General features: G+C 41.7%; 12 protein-coding genes. 11 read left to right on the top strand and 1 reads right to left on the bottom strand.

Annotation, left to right across the window (positions count from 1 at the left end; genetic code table 11):
- Window positions 1-9: 9 nt before the first annotated feature.
- The gene (locus M1P97_RS11850) at window positions 10-3,372 is read right to left on the bottom strand and encodes a SusC/RagA family TonB-linked outer membrane protein (protein ID WP_195372591.1); all 3,363 of its coding nucleotides are present in this window, start codon (window positions 3,370-3,372) and stop codon (window positions 10-12) included.
- Window positions 3,373-4,067: 695 nt separating this feature from the next.
- Here M1P97_RS11850 and M1P97_RS11845 point away from each other — a divergent pair.
- From M1P97_RS11845 to M1P97_RS11795, 11 genes are all read left to right on the top strand, one after another.
- Window positions 4,068-7,493, top strand: coding sequence for a SusC/RagA family TonB-linked outer membrane protein (locus M1P97_RS11845; protein ID WP_249389201.1), 3,426 nt, complete (start codon window positions 4,068-4,070; stop codon window positions 7,491-7,493).
- A gap of 32 nt (window positions 7,494-7,525) precedes the next feature.
- Entirely contained in the window at window positions 7,526-9,427 is a 1,902-nt protein-coding gene (locus tag M1P97_RS11840; protein ID WP_249389200.1) for a SusD/RagB family nutrient-binding outer membrane lipoprotein, read from the top strand.
- Window positions 9,428-9,494: 67 nt separating this feature from the next.
- Window positions 9,495-10,136 (top strand): hypothetical protein, encoded by a 642-nt coding sequence (locus M1P97_RS11835; RefSeq protein WP_249389199.1) that lies wholly within the window; start codon window positions 9,495-9,497, stop codon window positions 10,134-10,136.
- Between the two features lie 139 nt (window positions 10,137-10,275).
- Window positions 10,276-10,584, top strand: a complete 309-nt coding sequence (locus tag M1P97_RS11830) for a BT4734/BF3469 family protein (RefSeq protein WP_249389198.1) — start codon at window positions 10,276-10,278, stop codon at window positions 10,582-10,584.
- A gap of 117 nt (window positions 10,585-10,701) precedes the next feature.
- Complete coding sequence (locus tag M1P97_RS11825; RefSeq protein ID WP_249389197.1) at window positions 10,702-10,908, top strand: hypothetical protein; 207 nt, start codon at window positions 10,702-10,704, stop codon at window positions 10,906-10,908.
- Window positions 10,909-11,107: 199 nt separating this feature from the next.
- The gene (locus M1P97_RS11820) at window positions 11,108-11,323 is read left to right on the top strand and encodes a hypothetical protein (RefSeq protein ID WP_249389196.1); all 216 of its coding nucleotides are present in this window, start codon (window positions 11,108-11,110) and stop codon (window positions 11,321-11,323) included.
- A gap of 12 nt (window positions 11,324-11,335) precedes the next feature.
- Complete coding sequence (locus M1P97_RS11815) at window positions 11,336-11,653, top strand: DUF3874 domain-containing protein (protein WP_249389195.1); 318 nt, start codon at window positions 11,336-11,338, stop codon at window positions 11,651-11,653.
- Window positions 11,654-12,213: 560 nt separating this feature from the next.
- Entirely contained in the window at window positions 12,214-12,600 is a 387-nt protein-coding gene (locus tag M1P97_RS11810) for a hypothetical protein (RefSeq protein ID WP_249389194.1), read from the top strand.
- A 407-nt stretch (window positions 12,601-13,007) separates the two neighbouring features.
- Complete coding sequence (locus M1P97_RS11805) at window positions 13,008-16,175, top strand: SusC/RagA family TonB-linked outer membrane protein (protein ID WP_249389193.1); 3,168 nt, start codon at window positions 13,008-13,010, stop codon at window positions 16,173-16,175.
- A 152-nt stretch (window positions 16,176-16,327) separates the two neighbouring features.
- Entirely contained in the window at window positions 16,328-18,247 is a 1,920-nt protein-coding gene (locus M1P97_RS11800) for a SusD/RagB family nutrient-binding outer membrane lipoprotein (protein WP_195372581.1), read from the top strand.
- Window positions 18,248-18,410: 163 nt separating this feature from the next.
- Entirely contained in the window at window positions 18,411-19,997 is a 1,587-nt protein-coding gene (locus tag M1P97_RS11795) for a carboxylase (protein WP_249389192.1), read from the top strand.
- The last annotated feature ends 79 nt before the right edge of the window (window positions 19,998-20,076 follow it).

Genomic DNA, 20,076 nt, shown 5'->3' with positions numbered 1-20,076 from the left:
TTATCTAATTTAGAATGAAACATTAAGACCCAAACCAAAGCTGCGAACACCCGGGATGCTGGTAGCCTCTGTATAGGAGTTAGTACCTTGTGTAGATTCCGGTGTTACATTCGGAATTGCCTTATAGATGTAGCACAAGTTATTTGCAAAGGCATTGATGCGTGCACTTTGGATTTTGAACTTTGACAGGAAGCTTTTCGGTAAATTGTAGTTAAACGACAATGAACGCAAAGCTATATAGTCGCTTTTGTAAATCTGGTCTTCGCATAAATCCATACCTCCCTGCCAGTATAACTGACTATAGTATTGTTCTGCAGTGATCAGTTTCTCATTTTGCTTTCCATCACTCGTAACACCCGGAGTAATCACACCATCATGCAAAATGAATGGGTAGAAAGAATCAGCAGGAACGGCAGCCGAATGGCTATCCAGCAAGATACGCTCTCCGGTCGTGTTAACATAATAAGGCAGACCGCCACGAGCTTCATCACGATACTTCAATGATTCTACACCGGAGCCATTTCCTAACAAATACATATTTGTCTGAGAAATCATGGTTGCACCGAACTGGAAGTCGAATACAGCGTTCAAAGAAAAGTCTTTATAAGAAAGACTAGTTGTAAGACCACCGACAACATCCGGCGTAATCTTACCAACTTTGATCATCTGTGTTTTATCAAAGTCCCAAACACCAGTTCCTTGATTAACAATGCGGTTACCATTTTCGTCACGCTGATATGGATAAATATAGATTTCACCGTATTCACCATTAGGAATACTCCGGATAGAAGCACCTGTAGCACCCCACATATCCAACTGGTTAATACCTTTACCCAACTTCTTTACTTTGGTTGAATAATTAGCTAAATTGAATCCCACTTCCCAAGTCCAATCTTTAGTCATGATAGGCTTTGTATTCAAAGAAAATTCAATACCATTCTGGGCGATATCACCTGCGTTCATACGAACCTCTGTCAAACCGGAAGAAGAAGGTACAGTCAACTTCGTGATCTGGTCGTAGGTATTATTATGGAAGAAAGAGAAATCTACACCGATACGATTACCCTGTAAAAATGCACCCTCCAAACCGACTTCATATTCACGTTTACGTTCGGGTTTCAAGTTAGGAACCGGGAATCCTCCATTGGCAGAGGCAAAGTCAGCCGGTGGCAAATAATCCGGTAAAGACATGGTAGGCTGTCCTCCATAAGCTCCTAATGAAAAGTCTACGTTTCCATAATAGCGGGGGCCGGGACGACCTACATCGGCCCAAGAAGCACGCACCTTACCAAAATTCAAACTTGGAATCTCAAATGCTTCTGTAAAAATCCATGACAAACTGGCACCCGGATAGAAATAATGGTTATTTTCCGGAGGAAGGATGGAAGACCAGTCGTTACGAGCCTGGATTTCCAAGTAAACCTGATTGGCATAAGCTATTTGAGCAGAAGCAAACACGCTCAATAATAAATCATTACCACGAGAACGGCTGGAACGAGGTCCGAAATCCTCACGGGTATTGCTCAAAGAGAACCAGTTTTCAATAGCGAATGTTTCCGCTACGTATTGTTCCTGATAATCTTCTTTATTATACTTTACAGCACCACCAACCATGGCTGATAAATCCCAGACGTCATTGAATGTCTGATTATAGTTGAAAGAAGATTGGCCATACATAATCATGTTACGTTTGCTTGCAACCTGATACCAGCCTTGCTTATTTTCGTAAGACAACGGTTTGCTGACATGTTGTTTAATTTCCTGATCAGCTACAGTCCAGTCAATACCACCTAATGTATTCCAAGAGAACTTATCATTGAATTTGACGTCAATGTTCAACGATTGAATCAAGTGGTTACGGTCATAGTCGTTTGAATTGCGTAACTGTGACCAATAATAACCTGCGATATAGCTTGTATAAGGTGCAAACTGCGTAACAGACTGATTCATGCTGAAATAATTGTAACCTTCATCTGTCAGATACGTATCTTTGATCAAGTTGACATCCTGTTCACGCGGGAAACCATACGTTGCAAAATTTTGCATAGCATACGGAGCATTATGATCTTTCGTGTTTGAGTAGTTAGTGTTCATCTTTACCTTGATCCAGTCGTTTGCTTTCAGATCCGCTGCAAAACTGAATGAGTGAGCTTTGTTATCGGCACCATAAGAGATTGCATTGTAATCGCGGTAGTTATAAGATAAACGGAATGAACCTAAATCACCTCCATTACTCAATGCGAAGTTTACATTGGTTTGACCACCTGTACGGTACAAATCTCTTTGATTATTTTTCTGAGCAGAATAAGAACGATACTGTCCATCCCACCATAATAACTGGCGACCATCCAAACGCGGACCGAAGTTATAACTAGAACCTCTCCACAAGGATTCTACATTTTGTCCGGTCACCGGATCTGTCATTGTATAAAAGCCGTCTTTAGAAATTTCTTTCAAAGCGGCAGTACCGGCACTCGAACCTGTACCGAATTCATTTTGCAATTCAGGAAGGTAAGCAGCAACATTCCAAGAATGGTTGATACCGAAATCAATACCTAAGCCTTTTTTTCCGCCGGTTTTAGTTGTAATCAACATAACACCATTGGCACCTTCTGAACCATATAATACGGCGGCTTTCGCACCTTTCAGAATTTCGATGGAAGCAATATCTTCCGGGTTGATGTCATTCAAACCTGTACCATGATCACTACCGGTACGGCTATTACCTGACTGTCCGGTATTTTCATCATGAATAGGAATACCATCCACAACAATCAGCGGACGGGTAGAAGAATCTTCAGTTAAAGAAATGGCATTACGAACCTTAATGTTCATACCACCAGAAGGACCTGAAGCTGTAGATTGCAACTGTAAGCCGGATGTTTTACCATACAGAGCCTGCATTGCATTCATTGGCGTACCAGCTTCTGTTAACTCTTCTCCTTTTACACTACTTACAGAGTAACCTAACGCTTTCTTGTCGCGTTTAATACCCAAAGCTGTAACAACGACCTCATCCAATTTTTGAGCGTCTTCAGCCATTTTTACTTTTAAATTCGGTTGACCGGTATATTTGATTTCCTGAGTAGAATACCCGATAAAAGAAATCTGAATAACGTCACCGCTCTTTACTCCTTCCAATGTAAAATTACCGTCCATGTCGGTAATTGATCCATTAGTTGTTCCTTTCACTACGACAGATGCTCCGGCTACGGGACCGAATTCATCTTCTACTGTTCCCGTCACTTTTCCATTTTGTTGGGAAATGCTAGTTTTGGGCATTGCTGTAACCGTATCCGCGGACACAAATCCCGGAACACTTAGTGTTCCGGCCAACAGCAATAAACCTACAGGCTTAAAGTTTTTCAACATAATTGATGGTTTTATTTGAACATAAATAGACACTGCTTTGGCGAAACAAGAGTCTGTTTTACTCACTCTGGATATACTTTACAGCAATTAATTCAGAACTTGGCGTTTTTTTAGTTGGCGTTTTGCCTTAGTTCTAAAAGAACTCTGTACATTTTATATCCGCGACAAATATATGAAATAATTATTACTCAGTGTTATTTTACGTCAAAAAAATATCAAGTAATTCTGTTTTTAACACATTGTCTAACAATATTCAATCGTTATTAAGTTAAATCAAGGTTTGATTTCTATCGCATATGTTAAATAGCCTTACATCTTTTGCATGGTTTATTTTCCTTATATTTTTTTATTAACATATCTAAAACTGGCATTGTTTAGCTCAAAAATCGGATAAAAAGGCCTTTATCTCTGATTAGGCTGTTATATATGTCGACAGTTTATCATTACCTAATAAAAATAGATACAAACTACTAATAAATAGGGATATACCAATAAAAAGCAACTTGTATTTAATGTTTGTATACATAATTATTGCTTAAGAGAATCGGCGTGAGTTCTTTTAGGACTAAAAGCAATTAAAAACGCCAACTCACATAAGCTTTACTCTTAAAGGACTCTGGAATTGAGTATTAAAATAATTTCAGAAGTGTTTATCACGCCAAAATAACACTTCTTCAATTTAAAAACCATCAATTATGTTGAAAAACTTTAAACCAGTTAGCTTAATTTTACTTGTTGGTGCATTATGTTTTCCAAAAGACATGTATGCAGAACTAGTACCAGCTAAACAAAGTACAAGTGTACCCCAACAGAATGGGAAAGTCACAGGTACAATTGAAGATGATTTCGGACCTGTAGCCGGAGCTTCTGTAGTAGTGAAAGGAACAACCAATGGATCAATTACTGATATGGACGGTAATTTTACATTGGAAGGAGTAAAGAGCGGTGACGTTATTCAGATTTCTTTTATCGGGTATGCCACTCAGGAAATCAAATATGTTGGACAACCTACTTTACAAGTCAAATTGATTGAAGATGCACAAAAATTGGATGAAGTAGTTGTTACTGCTCTAGGTATGAAACGAGAAACCAAAGCATTAGGTTATGCAGTAACGGAGTTAAAAGGAGAAGAATTACTTAATAACTCCATTAATCCGGTTTCCGCTTTGCAAGGAAAAGTAGCAGGTGTTGAAATTGCAGGTTCAGATGGTGGTATGTTCGGTTCCACAAAAATTCAGATTCGTGGTGCTTCAACATTGGGCAAAAACAACCAACCTATTTATGTAGTGGACGGTATTATCTTAGACAATTCCATCAGGAACGGAGATGCAGACTGGGACTCTAATAACTATGACTACGGTAACGAGTTGAAGAACTTGAATCCGGATGACTTTGAAACGGTTTCCGTCTTGAAAGGAGCGGCAGCAACTGCATTATATGGTTCACGAGGCTTGAATGGGGCAGTCGTTATTACAACAAAATCCGGTAAAGGCCAAAAAGGTATTGGAGTAAATGTGACGCAAACCTTTGGAGTTGACCATATGTTCAAGCAACCGGGACTGCAAAATAAATATGGTCGTGGTAACTATACAGGTAATGTTGGCTATGGAGAGACTGATGCAAATGGGAATTACTATTTATACGACAACCTTGGCCAGTTTCATTTGAACTCCGCAGGTAATCCGACTCTGGTTGGAGGGACAAGCCGTCACTGGGGACCTGCTTTTGACGGAAGAAATATTGAGAATTTCGATTATAGCACAATTGCATATAGTCCTGTAGAAAATAACTTTAAAGATGCTTACAATCTGGGATTCAATAGTAATACAAACGTTTCTGTCAGCGGTAGTTCTGAAAAGACTTCATTCTACACCTCCCTGTCTTATAAATATGCAAACGGAACATTACCAAACAATAGTTTCGACCGCATATCTTTCCTAGCCAAAGCATCACACAAACTAACTGATAAAGTTGAGATTGAAGCGTCTATCTCTTTTGCAAATTCAAATCCTAAAAACGCTCAGCCGAATATAGGAGAGTTATTTGTAGACGGTACATGGGGACGTACTTATGATACACAGTATTTCCGCAAACGTTATAAAGGTTCTCATGGAGGATTAGCGAGTGCCGATTACGGAGACGAATATGGTAATAACCCAGGCCGAAGTACTTGGTGGAACATCTATGAGAATGATTATTCACAAAAGGAAACATCTGTCCGTCCGTCATTAATTTTAACGGCCGATTTAACCGACTGGATGAAATTCCGTGCTGAAGGAAACTATAATTATTATTATACTCGCTATGAAAGCAAAAAACCAGGTGATGGTTATGCAAATACTAACAGTGGATATTATGGAATGGGATTGTATTCAAAGGAACAAACTAACCTCAATGCATCATTTACATTTAATAAAAGTGTAGGCGATTTTACATTAGGTGGTTTTATCCGTGGAGAATATTATAACAACATGCAACAGACAATGGCAGAAAATACAGAAGGTGGTTTAGTTGTACCGAACCAGTATTTTATTGCCAACTCCATTAACACACCATCGTATAGTGGCAAGATTGAAGGAGAAAAACGGATGCTGTCTTTGTCATTCCAGGCCAGTGTAAGCTGGAAAGATCAACTTTTTCTGGATGTAACCGGACGTAACGACTGGTCTTCTTCTTTGGTTTATTCCGATAATCATGGAAATTATTCATACTTCTATCCATCTATATCCGGATCATGGCTGATACACGAAACACTTCGCGACCAGCTTCCAGAATGGATCTCTTTTGCGAAAGTTCGTGCTTCATGGGCACAGGTTGGTAATGACACAGAAGCATATACCATCAACTCCGCTTATTCACTAATGACGGGGCAATTGCAAAACGGTGATAATATTTATGCATTAAGTATTCCGTCTACAGCCTATTCAACCGATCTGAAACCTGAACGTAAAAATGCATGGGAAATAGGTTTGGACTGGCGCTTCTTGTCTAACAGGATCGGTCTCGATTTTACTTATTATAAAGAAAACACCAAAGATCAGATCATGTCGATCAGTGTCCCTAGTATTTCCGGTATCAGTAGTCAATATATCAACGCCGGAAATATCCAGAATAAAGGTCTTGAAATTGCACTGAATACGACCCCTGTTAAAACAAAAGACTGGCAATGGGACTTGGATTTCACCTATACGAAAAATGAGAACAAGATTATAGAATTGCATCCTAATGTGGCAAATTATATTACATTGTCCGGAGAAGTCAGTTATGGTAACTACCGTGTCGGTTCGGTTGCAAAAGTCGGTGAATCATATGGTGTCCTGATGAGTGACTCCAAAGCTAAGATTGATGAAAAAACTGGCCTACCTGTCCTGAACGCCGTTGATTATTACGGAGGCGACAGAGGAATGCATGCTATGTACTACCAGCGTAGTGGTGAAGCTGAAATCATTGGCTCATTGGTACCGGATTTCTTAGGTTCTGTAAGTACTTCGCTTACTTATAAGAACTGGAGCCTGCGCGCATTATTCGATATGCGCTTCGGAGGATATGTAGCCTCTTATGCAAACCGTTACGGAACAGCTTACGGGTTTACGGAAACTTCTTTAAAATGGCGTGATTCGGAAAATGGCGGTATGACTTATACCTCTATCTGGGATGGAGAGACTTATCATGACGGTATTATTCCAGTCGGTCTGATCGAAGGTGGAACATCTATACCTCTTCCAAACGGCACTTCTTATACGGTAGCTGAAGGAGGCGAAACTTATGAGTCTCTGCATGGCAAAGGAATTGTAGACCCACAACATGCTTCCTCATGGCATTACTGGAACAATGCATGGGGAACAGGTACAGTTAACGATGCTTGGCTGAAAAAGTTGAATTACATTGCCGTACGAGAAATTACATTATCATACAGAATGCCTCAGAAGTTCGCAAATAAAATTGGTGCACAACATTTGAATTTATCTGTATCCGGACGTAATTTAGGTTATTTGCTAAATTCAATGCCCGACGGTGTAAACCCGGAATCTGTCCGTGGTACGGTTGCTTCCGAATTCCGCGTTCGTTCTTTCAGCGGTTTGACAGCAAACTATACATTTACAGTTAATGTCGGATTCTAAAACTAAAATCAGAAACATTAAATTGATTAATCATGAACAATTATCGTAATATATTATTGGGACTAGGATTAAGTGCGACGATAGTGTGCACAACTGGATGTCGTGATGATTTCGCGGATATCAATTCCAGCCCCTCCCAAGTAACAAAAGCTGAACCGTCTTATATATTCGCACAGGCTGTTATGGATTTTGAACCTTATAGTTACACTTATTGGTTCTACGATTCTCCAATGTTGACATCCTGGAGTCAGATGGCTGTGCCTACCGGTAGTTTTAAAGAAAGCTCCTTCCTGACAACTGCTGTTGGTGGTGTAGGTTATGTAAATGTATTGAAACTGGCACATGAAATTACATTTTTACGCTCTAATATGAGTGATGAAGAATCTGCCAAACACGCCGCTACAGCTGCTTGTGTAGACTTTCTTACAACATTTCTCGCAATTTCAAGTAGTGACATTAATGGTGACATTCAGTTTACAGAAGCTGGCAACGCTTTGCATGGCGGAACATTGACACCTGCCTATGACAGAATTGAAGATCTATATGATTTATGGTTGGAACAGTTGAATGCTGCCATCACTACATTCACGACTGCCACAGAACAGATATTCCCCACAAAGCAAGATCCTATTTTCCATGGTGATCTTACTAAATGGGCCAAAGCTGCAAATTCCCTTAAACTGAAAATAGCAGTTCGTCTGCTTTCACAAGATAAGGCAAAAGCTTTGGCTATTGCTTCGGAAGTTGCAAGTGCACCTTGTGGTTACATCAGCTCTATTGAAGATGCCATACTGTTCAATAAATGTACTATAAATTCAAGCAGCAATGACTTTGTCTATCATTGGAGTAACGGATTTATGGAAGGAACAGCAGCTAACCAACGCGTAATTAACTTCATGATTGAGAACAAAGACCCGCGTGTACGTTTCTGTTACGACAAGAATGACTGGAACTCTAAAATAGTACAGGAGTTTTACGATCAGGGTAAGGCTATTCCGTCTTATATTGAAGAAAATATCGAATATACGATAAATACCAACGGAAAGAAAACATTCGTAAAATGGAAAGGAATGGGCGAACCCTGGGTTAGATACTATGGATTGCCAGTTGAATATAATGCAAACAACAATAGTGCGGTTTATGGGGAATGGTTTGATTATGACAACCGCTATAAGATTACTGACGAAAACGGTCAAAGTGCAAAATCGTATCGCCCATACTCTATGTATCAACGGCAGATGGTTATCGGACGTTATTATAACTTTACCATGCCGACAATTCCCGGAGGTCCGGTTATCACGAAAAACGACAACCGTCCCTGGTACGGTATGTATTTGGGTGGTGGGGAAGTCAACTTATACCTCGCTGAATTCAAATTGTTAGGTGCCAATTTACCAAATACTGCAGAAGATTATTATACACAAGGATTAAAACAATCCGTTTTGGAATATGACAAAGCTGCCGGATTAAACCAAATTGCTTATTATGGAACTACGTATGATTATGATCCGAATGAAGTTTCCATCGAGTTGAAAGATGGGGAAATCGAAGCAATGCTTGCTGCTGAGGATTATAAACTTACCGGTTCTATCGATGAACAATTGGAAAAGGTATATTTACAGCAATTATTACATTTTACGATGTATCCTTACGATCAGTTTGTAACAGCCCGTCGCTCAGGTATTCCTAAATTCGGCTCCAAGTTTATCAATCGTGAAAATTATAGTTCAATACCAGTAACTGATATACCACGCCGTTTCCATACCGGTGTTCCTAACGAAACAAGTCAGTTGTATCAGATCGAATTGGATGCCTATGCAGCACAAGGCTATACTGTCAGTGCTGCAGGAAGTAACAATAAAACCATTTTGAACTCGGAACGTACATGGCAGGATAAGAATGCTCCGCAATGGGGTGAAGGACCGAAGAAATGATTTAGATAATTAATAACCTTAAAGAGTAGTTGTCTATGGCAACTACTCTTTTTTACATTCTACTACAATGAGAACATATTCGTTAATTACCATTCTTTGTTGCTTTGTTACTCTAGTAAGTGTCAATGCACAAAAAAAGCGTCAGATGCTATTTGAAAATTATGCAAAAGGTATTGTGTTGATGAAGAACAGTTCCAAGACTCCGGCAGAACTTAATTACGACGCTGGAAACCAAAAGATGATGTTTAAAAACGGTAAAGAAGAAATGATTCTGACTAATATATCACAGATAGATACTGTTTACATTGCTGATTCAGAGTTTATTCCTGTTGGAAGCAAAGAAAGTTTTTATGAAATAATTCAAATTCCCAACGGAGTTATTGGTATAAACTGGTTGTTAAAAAACAAATCGCAAGGCTATAAAGGAGCTTACGGAACACAGCAAGCTAAAGTGGAGACAATAAACACAGCAGAGTGGCAATATGGTGCTTATGAAGATCAATATACGGAAGTCTTTAAATTAGGAAACCAGAACGAATACTGTATATTTCGCAAGGGCCAACCTTTCAAATTCAAAAATAAGAAAACTCTTCTGAAACTTTTCCCCAATAAAGAAACACAAATAGAAAATTTCATGAAGAAACAAAAGACAGACATGAGTGCTCCCAAAGATGTAATCACATTAGTTAACTTCTGTCTTGGATTATAAAATATAGACTTAAGTATTCCAACAACATTTGTTTGCTTATCCGGTGTCATCCATGTACCGGATAAGTAATAACCCGCTAATAAACAGATGAAAAAATGGTGACGCTGTAGTATGCAAGCAGCGTCACTCATCGATATTCGTGTCATTTACTGTTAAACGAGCTGTTCAGTTACCGGTCGTTTGTTTCGGATCTACCTTTAAGAAACAGGACGATCAGTTTGTAGCCGGCCGATACAACGGATTGGTGTTACTCAATGTGGGTAACCTAGCTAACTGCTCTGAAGCAATACAGGTATGCCGGAAGGCTACCGAATCACTCCAAACCCTGTTTGCTTTTATCGGTTCAGGAGGAAAAAACGTAAAGATCGTCGTACCTTTCCTGCTGCGGGACAATACGGTTCCACAAAATGAATCGCTGGTCCGTTTTTTCCATGCACATGCACAATAGCGGGCAACCGCCTATTATCAGGAGCAACTGCAAAGAGACATCATTAACAAGAACTAAAACCCGGAATCCGCCTGCCGGCTTTCGTTCGACCCTGATATATATTATAATCCCGATGCCTTGCCGATTCCTATGGGACAGCCCTGGTCGATCCCGGGAAAGCTACCGGTTTCTACCGCCAAAAAGACAGAAACCGATCCGTTAAAACGGCTGGCCCCGGGTCACGAACGCAGCCATATCATTTCCCTGTTATTCGAAAATGCCTTGCAAAAGACTTTAGACACAGTAGGTTCACCTACCGAGAAGAAGATAAGAAACCGTTTTTAACACTTTTGGCGGAAAATACTTTCCGCAGTGGCATACCGGAAGAAGATGTGATGAAATCGCTTCCCGTACATACGCAATTTCTACCTTTCGAGACGGAAATACGGACTATGGTACGGAATGTTTACCGGCTCTGGTACGGATTTGGTGAAAATCTTGCATACGACCGGAACAATCGTTAGCCTTACAGGTAGACGAGTTTATGAAACGAAGGTATGAATTCAGATATAACCTGTTGAAAGAAGAGGTGGAATTCAGGGATAGGAAATCTTATTATTTCAACTTTTTCACGGTTTGCGAGCAGGCTCTTAATAGCATCAGTCTACATGCGCAGGGGGAAGAAATCCTATTGTGGGACAGGGATGTTAAACGTTATATCTATTCCGACCGGGTATCGGAACACTCACCGATCTGTTAAATTCTGAGCGACTTGCCAGCCTGGAATGGTAAAGATCATATCCGGCAACTGGCCGATACATTGCCATGCAACAACAGCGAATGGAGAAACCAGTTCCAGCAAACACCTGTGGAGGAACAACTTTTCTTCCAGTATTTCCGTTTGCTCGAAGCCGGAGAGAAAGGTGAATTGCTTCCTGCCGCGGAAATATTGAGGCATATCGAACAACGAAGTAAAATAAAATCCGGAATCCGCAACATGTCTCTGTTCGGTCGGTTAGTGCTTAAGAATAATGTAACAAAGAAACATGCCAAGACTGGAAACTACTATCATGTGATCCAACTTTTGTAAAACAAGGGACGCGCCATTTTGATACCACAGCATCACCCGATATACCTTTAGCTTACAATCAGTTAATAATACAATCAAGAATGGTGATACCAGATTTAATTAAATTTATATAATAGACATGAAATTGCCCGTCTTTACGGAAGCTAGAAAGTTATTAATTAATATTTACACACAAATGGATCAGAGAAACTGCAATAAAGTAAGCATCCTTTCCTTATTGCAATAGTTAATATTTGTAACCGTTGAATTTATAGGTTTTGATATTCAATAAGTGTAGTCTTTTGAATAACTATGGTTCTTTTAGAACTATGGGAGCAACAAAACATATTTTTACACAGACGTTAAAATACAAGACTTATGCATTATATATCATTTTAAACAAAGAAGTGCTTATTTGCCAAAATAACACTTCGGTAATCTAAAAACTATCGCCCAGTAAGCCAAGTTCCGGTATTTCCCAACAAAACGGGGGACTCACCGGGGTAGTAGAGGGTGATTTCGGCCCCGTTGCCGGCGCCTCTATCATAGTGAAAGGAACCACTAATGGTACAATTACCGACATGAACGGTAATTGTACCTATCTGAACTCTGCAGGCAAGCCGATCCTTATCACCGGAACAGGTCGTCATTGGGGACTGGCATTCAACGGACGTGACATCGAAAACTATGATTATTCAACGATTGCCTACAGCCCGGTAAAGAATATCTTTAAAGATGCGTATAATTTAGGTTTCAACAGTAATACCAACGTTTCCGTTAGCGGTAGCAGCGAAAAAACATCCTTCTACACCTCTTTGTCTTATAAGTATGCAAGCGGAACATTACCGAGCAACAGCTTCGATCGAACATCGAAATGGAAGCGACAAAAGTTTCCCGGGGAACCTTACCTGCCGGATTTCCGTCACATGGGTTCCGGAGGTGAAAAACAGACAGGAGTCATCCGTTAGTCTTTATTTTACAACTTCCGACTTGGCTGGAGAATACAAGATCCAGGTATAGGGGATCGGTGAACAAGGCAAGGTTGTTTATGCAATTACTTAGCTCAGTGTGAAGTCGGTAAAAATACTACATGTTAAATAAAGATTGGAATAACCACTTATACATTTTTATTTTATGTAACTAAAAAGAAAAAAAAGTTATTGTCTGGTAGTGGAGAGTCTTGATTTATTATTATCTCCTGTTAATGATTTACTTGGAGTGCCGTATTTTCGATGGTTATTTTGTATTCATTTATTCCTTATTTATCTAATGTTAATCTTGCAACAACGCCTGTTTTTTTCTGTTTCAATTAGCAAATGACATTGGTTTATGCCAAACGCATTTAACTAATAAACTAAACAAAAAAAACATCAGTATGTTGAAAAGATTCAAATCTGTCAGCATGATTCTGCTCGCGGGGGCGTTGGGTTTCACCGGAAACGCCTATGCAAATCCGGAGGCCGGGAATCCTGCTATTGACATTTCCCAACAGGATACGAAAGTTACGGGAGTAGTTGAAGATGAGTTCGGACCCGTAGCAGGGGCTTCTGTTGTAATAAAAGGAACCACTAACGGTACGATGACCGATATGGACGGTCATTTCACTCTCGAAGGCGTAAAGAAGGGAGACATTATCCAAATCTCTTTTATTGGTTTTGCCACACAAGATATTCCTTACACCGGGCAGACCACTCTGAATGTAAAAATGCAGGAAGATGCGCAGAAACTGGATGAGGTCGTTGTTACGGCATTAGGTATGAAGCGCGACAAGAAAGCATTAGGTTATGCTATGCAGGAGTTGAAAGGTGACGAACTGTTATCTTCCCGCGAACCCAATCTTGCCAATTCATTATCAGGTAAAGTTTCCGGTTTGCAGATTGTCCGTTCCAGTAACGGGGTAGGAGGATCATCCAAGATCGTGCTTCGTGGTAACAGCTCCCTGACGGGTAGTAACCAACCACTTATCGTAGTAGACGGTACACCGATGGATAACTTTACCGGTGGGGTAGATGATGTATGGGGTAACTCCGGTGCCGATATGGGTAACGGACTCTCGGATATCAACCCCGAAGATATTGAGTCGATGACGGTATTGAAGGGAGCTTCGGCTGCCGCTCTGTATGGATCGCGTGCCGGTAACGGTGTGATCCTGATCACTACCAAGTCCGGAAAGAAGAATGAAGGCTTGGGTATTACGGTAAATGCCGGTATCACTACCGAGTCGATTTTCCTGAAACCTCATTTGCAGAACGACTTCGGTCAAGGTTCGGTCGGAGCATACGATAACCAGTCGCGTTTGAGCTGGGGACCGAAAGCAGAAGGACAGATGGTTTCGGACTGGTTGGGCCGCCAGGTTCCTTTGCAGACTTATGATAATATCGATGCTTTCTTCCGTACCGGTACTTCTTTCAACGAAGGCGTTAGCTTCCAGCAGAATATAAAGGGAACTTCCGTTTTTACCTCTATCAACCGTTCGGATGATGCCGGTATCACTCCTGAGTCGAAGCTGAACAAGACCAATATCACTATGCGTGCAACCACTTTCCTGGATGAAGCCGAAAAGTGGAAGATCGATGCCAAGGTGAACTACATTAATATGAATGCCCACAACCGTCCGATCCAGGGGGTCAATCCTTCGAATGCTTTTAACACGATCTATAACCTGCCACGTTCATTGAATGTGGAAGAGTTTAAGAACAGCGTCGACGAAGAAGGCAATATGATCTGGTGGGATGCCTCCAAGAATCCACAGGAAAACCCGTACTGGGTGACTAAATACAGACAAAACAACGATACCCGTAATCGTTTATTGGGTAACATTGCCTTGAAATATGCACCGACCAATTGGTTCGATATCGAACTCCGCGGTGGTACCGACTATTATACTACTACCAAGAACGAAAAAGTGTATGCTGGAGGTAACACCTCTCCCCGTGGTTTGTATAACGAAGGTTCTGAAACGTTCTACGAAAACAATTACAGCTTCCTGGCTACAGCTCGTAAGGATAACCTCCTGGATCGTCTGGGTGGTTTCGTTACTTTCGGTGGTAACCTGATGATGCAGAAACGTACGAAGATGAATGCTTCGGCAGGCGAATTGCTTGTTCCGAACCTTTTCTCTCTGAACAATGGTATAAATAAACCGACCGTTACTTCCGAGCTGATCCGCCGTAAGATGAATTCTCTTTACGGGTCATTGCAGTTGAACTGGGACGGTTATCTGTTTCTGGATGTAACGGCCCGTAACGACTGGTCGTCTACCATGTCGAAAGCCAACCGCTCTTATTTCTATCCTTCGGTAAGTTTGTCGGCAGTGATCTCCGATATGCTTCCTAAAATAGGAAGCTCGATGCCCGAATGGTTTACCTTTGCCAAGGTAAGAGCTTCTTATGCAGAGGTTGGTAACGATCTTGATCCGTACCAGCTATATAATAACTTTACGGTTGGAAAAGATGAAAACGGTAATACGACAGCCGCTCCGGGAAATGTGTTGTTCGACTCGAGTGTTCGTAGTGAGTTGATCAAGTCTTGGGAAGCCGGTTTCGATGTACGTTTCTTCAATAATCGTTTAGGTTTGGATGCAGCCTGGTATAAGACAAATGCCACCCGTCAGTTATTGAACCTGCCGATGGACCCGTTCTCCGGTTATAGTTCCCGTAAAGTGAATGCCGGTAATATTCAGAACGAAGGGGTTGAAGTTTCTCTGAATGGTTCGATACTAGACAATCCGAAAGGACTGAGCTGGAATGCAACAGCACAATTCTCCCTGAACCGTAATAAAATCATCGACCTTTATCCGGGTGTCACCCTCTATGATATCAAAACACTGGATGCGATCCAGATCGTAGCCGTACAGGGTAGTTACTACGGTGATATTTACGGTCAGACTTTCCAGCGCGTAGAAGATAAGAATAGTCCTTACTATGGCAGGCAGATTGTAGGGGAGGACGGACTTCCACTGATCACGACCGGTAAGTCGAAAGTGGGTAACCAAAGTCCCGACTGGATGCTCGGTCTTACTAACAATTTCGCCTACAAAGGTTTTAACCTGAGTTTCCTGATTGATTTCCGCATTGGTGGCGATCTTTATTCGGCAACAGCTTCCAACCTGTATGTTCGTGGTAATGCAGCCGGAACAGTTGTGAACGGTGGTCGTGAAAACTTTGTCGTACCGAACTCAGTCGTTCAGACTCCTGATGGATATAAAGAAAATAATGTTGCCGTGACTCCACAGAATTACTGGGAACGTATCGGTTCGACCGGTAACTATGGCTTACCGGAAATGTACACCTATGATGCAACAAATATCCGTCTGCGTAATATTACGCTCGGATACGATTTTAATCGGGCAATATTAAAGAGTACACCATTCCAGCGTTTGCGTCTGTCGGCAACATGTAATAATGTATGGATGATCCATTACAACCTGCCGGGTATCGACCCTGAATCAGTATCGGCAACGAATACAAATGCTACCGGGTTTGAAAACGGAGCTGCTCCAACCAGCCGGTCGTTTACGTTAAATGTGACGGTAGGGTTTTAATACATTTCCTTTTGAATTTGTTTAGACACCCTAAACGCTTCTGTTTGGACATCGCAAACACTCCTGTTTGGAGATCATAAACACTGCTGTTGTGACATCGTAAACAAATCTAAAGCTGATAAGTAGAAATAACAATAAAGAAATAAAGTAAGATGAATACAAAAAATATATTATTAGCCGGTCTATTCTCAATAGCTGCCTTGCTGTCTTCCTGCTCCGATTTCGAGGAGATTAACGAAGACCCAAACCAGGTGGGAGAAAGTAAGGTGAAGCCCGAATGGTTTCTCAATGCTTCCATTATCGGTGCACAGATGAACCCGGAAATTGCCGAACGTATCTTTATTGCCGAATGGAACCGTGCTTCACGCTTCAATCGCGGAAGTGGTTTCACTATCGGTACTGATAATAACGACTACATCACGCTCTATTTGAGCAACTCTTATGCTGTAAGTTGGCTGAACAAAGCCACTAAAGCGATTGAGTTGGGTGAAAAGAAAGTGGCTGAAGGTGAAGCCGAACAGTATCCTTATTATAAGAATGTCATCCAGATGGCCCGTATTTGGCGTGCCTATCTGAACTCGGAAGTATCCGACGGCTTCGGGCCGATCCCTGCCTTATCTGCCTTCACAGGCGTTCCGGCTGAGTATGATAGCGTAGAAACGATCTATGGATTTATCCTGAAAGAATTGAGAGAGGCAGAGGCTGCTCTCGATCCATCTATCGATATGTCGGACATGGCAAACGAAGATGCTTTCTATGCCGGGAATATCAATGAATGGAAGAAGTATGCGAACTCCTTGCGTATGCGTTTCGCTATGCGTATCTCCGGTATTTCACCAGCTCTGGCGAAGACTGAGTTTGAAGATGCGGCAAGTAAGACTTTTATCTCTACACTCGATGATATGGCTGCTGTGCAGGAAAAAGACGGATGGAGCGATCTGACCGGAGTTATGTCGCGTACATGGAATGCACAACCGATGTCGGTAACATTCAAGAACCTGGTCGTCGGTCTGGGTAATACAGAGTTTCCGGTACCCGACTCTTTGAAAAGTCATCTGAAAGATCCTCATACCTACATGGGATTATACCTGAATAAACATTTCCCGCTGAACACAAACGATCCGTGTGCCGGATTTTACTTTGACGGTATACCTCAGTATGTCGATCCACGTGCCCCGAAGCTGTTCAGTGTGGTGGGATGGAATGATGGCGTAGTCTATTCCGACTATATCGGTGCCGCCAATAGCGTAGTACCAGTGAATCTGATGGACCCAAGTGATAACTCCAAGCCAATGCTTACCATCGATCCGAAATATACCTGGGGAACCTGGGTTGCCGGAGAATGGAATGACCTGGCCGGTCTGGTCAGTGAACTGACGGGAAAGAATTACAATTATCCTTCTATGGCAAAACAGTACCGTATGAGTACGATGAAACGTGTATTCTTCGGTCCATGGGAAAGTTATTTCCTGATGGCAGAAGCTGCAGTCAAGGGGTGGACTGTTCCGGGAACAGCGAAGTCGAATTATGAAAACGGTATCACCGCCAGCTTCCAGTACCATGGCATAATAAGCGAAGTTGGTAAATATCTGGCTTCTACCGATTATAACCGTGTAGGTACTTCCGTCAGTTTCGATCATACAACCGAAGCACAGCCTTACACCGTCAATTATGTAGATCCGTATACAAAGGAAAATAAGACGATGACTTATACTTATCCGAAGAATTCGATCTATCGTGGCGGTTCTTATAATAACGATGCATTGACAAAAATCATCACCCAGAAATATATCGCACAGGTACCCTGGTTACCCGAAGAAGCATGGAGCGATCATCGTCGTCTTGGTTTGCCTTTCTTTGAGAATCAGGCAGTTGAGAAGGATTATAACCCGTTGAATCAGGTTCCTTTGACGATGGCAACCGCTAAAGAATGTCGCCTGGATTTCTACCCGAAACGCTACCGTTATCCGGCCAATATCCAGACCAACAATCAGGAAGGTTACCAGAAAGCATTAGAGTTGTTGGGAGGACCCGATCTGACGACAACACCTTTGTGGTGGAATCTAAAATAGAAAGATATTACCTCGTAGGGGGGGAGAGTGTTCAACCCCACTCCCTACGGGGACTATCATTTAACATTTCCCTCCCTTAGCATATTCTTTAAAACAGGAACCAAACCTTAAACGCCAATGTTTTATATATAAAGTATGACAACCATCTTAAACAAAAAGAATTATGGCACATAAACTATTTATCCGTGACGTAACGCTTCGTGACGGTCAGCAATCCTCTTTTGCAACACGCATGTCACAACAGCAAATCGACCGTGTACTCTCTTTCTATAAAAATGTAGGTTTCTATGCTATGGAAGTGTGGGGAGGAGCTGTACCGGACACCATTATGCGTTATCTGAACGAGAATCCATGGGAACGGTTGGAAAAGATCAAGGCAGTCGTGGGTAAATCCACCAAACTTACCGCCCTTTGCCGGGGACGTGATTTGTTTGGCTACAATCCCTATCCGGATGTTGTTGTAAAAAGTCTTTGCCGTAATACGATTGAGTCGGGTATTGACATTATGCGCATTTTCGATGCCATGAACGATATAGACAATATGAAATCAGCAATTAAATATACTGACCGGTATGGAGGAATGGTGGATTGTGCAGTTTGCTATTCAATAGATCCCCATCATTCAGCATTAGAGCGTATTGAAGCCGCCTTGCACGGTCATCCATTGCACAAACCGGTCTTTACCAACGATTATTTCTTGTCAAAAGCACAACAGATGGAGCATATCACAGCCGATATCATTACTCTTGAAGATGCTAACGGACTGATTACTCCGCGAAAGACTGCTGAACTCGTCCGCCTCTTTAAGAAGGAACTGAAAGCCCCGATCGATTTCCATACCCGTTGTACAGCCGGTTACGGCTTGGCTTCAATGCTCTCTGCTATCGTTAACGGCGTAGATATTGTAGATACCAATATCTGGTATTTTGCCGGAGGTTATTCCGCCCCCGCCATCGAATTGATCTACGTGTTCTGTAAGAAGATGGGGATAGAACTGGATATCGATATGGAAGCTATCGCTTGCATCAACTCCGAATTATTAAAGATACGTAAAGAGTTAAAAGGCTACGATACCTCAAAAGAATTACCCAACCCCTTCGATCCGCTGACAGATAAATTGCCCACTGAGATCGACCGTTTCTTCAACGATGCCATCGATGCCGCCCGTAAAGATAAAGAAGAAGACCTGTTGATATTCTGCCATGCCATCGAGGAATATTTCAACTTCCCTTCTCCCGATGAGATTGTACAGAAATCGCAGATACCGGCCAGCATGTTCAATCAGATCGTTGCCCAGTTAAAACAGCAAGGTCATCCCGAACTCTTGGAGAAAACTATGATGCTGATCCCGCGGATACGGATGGACGCCGGTCTTCCTCCATTGGTTACTCCTGTAAACAGAGTAATAGCTTCCCAGGCTGTATCGAGCGCATTATGCGAAATGAACGGACAACCAATATACAGCAAACTTGTTTATCCTTTCGTCTCCCTGGTACGCGGTGAGTATGGAAAAACTCCGCTTCCTATCGATCCTGAATTTCGTCTTCAGATAACAGGTGACAGAGAAGAGCATTTCTACGACGCCTCCGATTACGAAATGGAAGAAAACCCCTTCATCGAAGAACTGGGTATATTGGTAGCCGAAAATGAGAAAGAAGTCTTATTACTCGAGCTCTTCCCCATGGTAGCCCGCAACTTCCTGACAAAACGGAAGAAAGACAAGTTCCGGGATAATATGCCTTTAACTTGATGACAGATAAGTAACAATAAAATAGCCGATACTGTCTGTTTTTACAACAGTATCGGCTATCTTAACAGAATACAGAGTA

It is taken from the genome of Parabacteroides leei, assembly GCF_023369805.1.
GTDB lineage: Bacteria > Bacteroidota > Bacteroidia > Bacteroidales > Tannerellaceae > Parabacteroides > Parabacteroides leei.
Note: the sequence above shows the minus strand (reverse complement) of the source record. Positions and strands in the feature narration are given on the sequence as shown.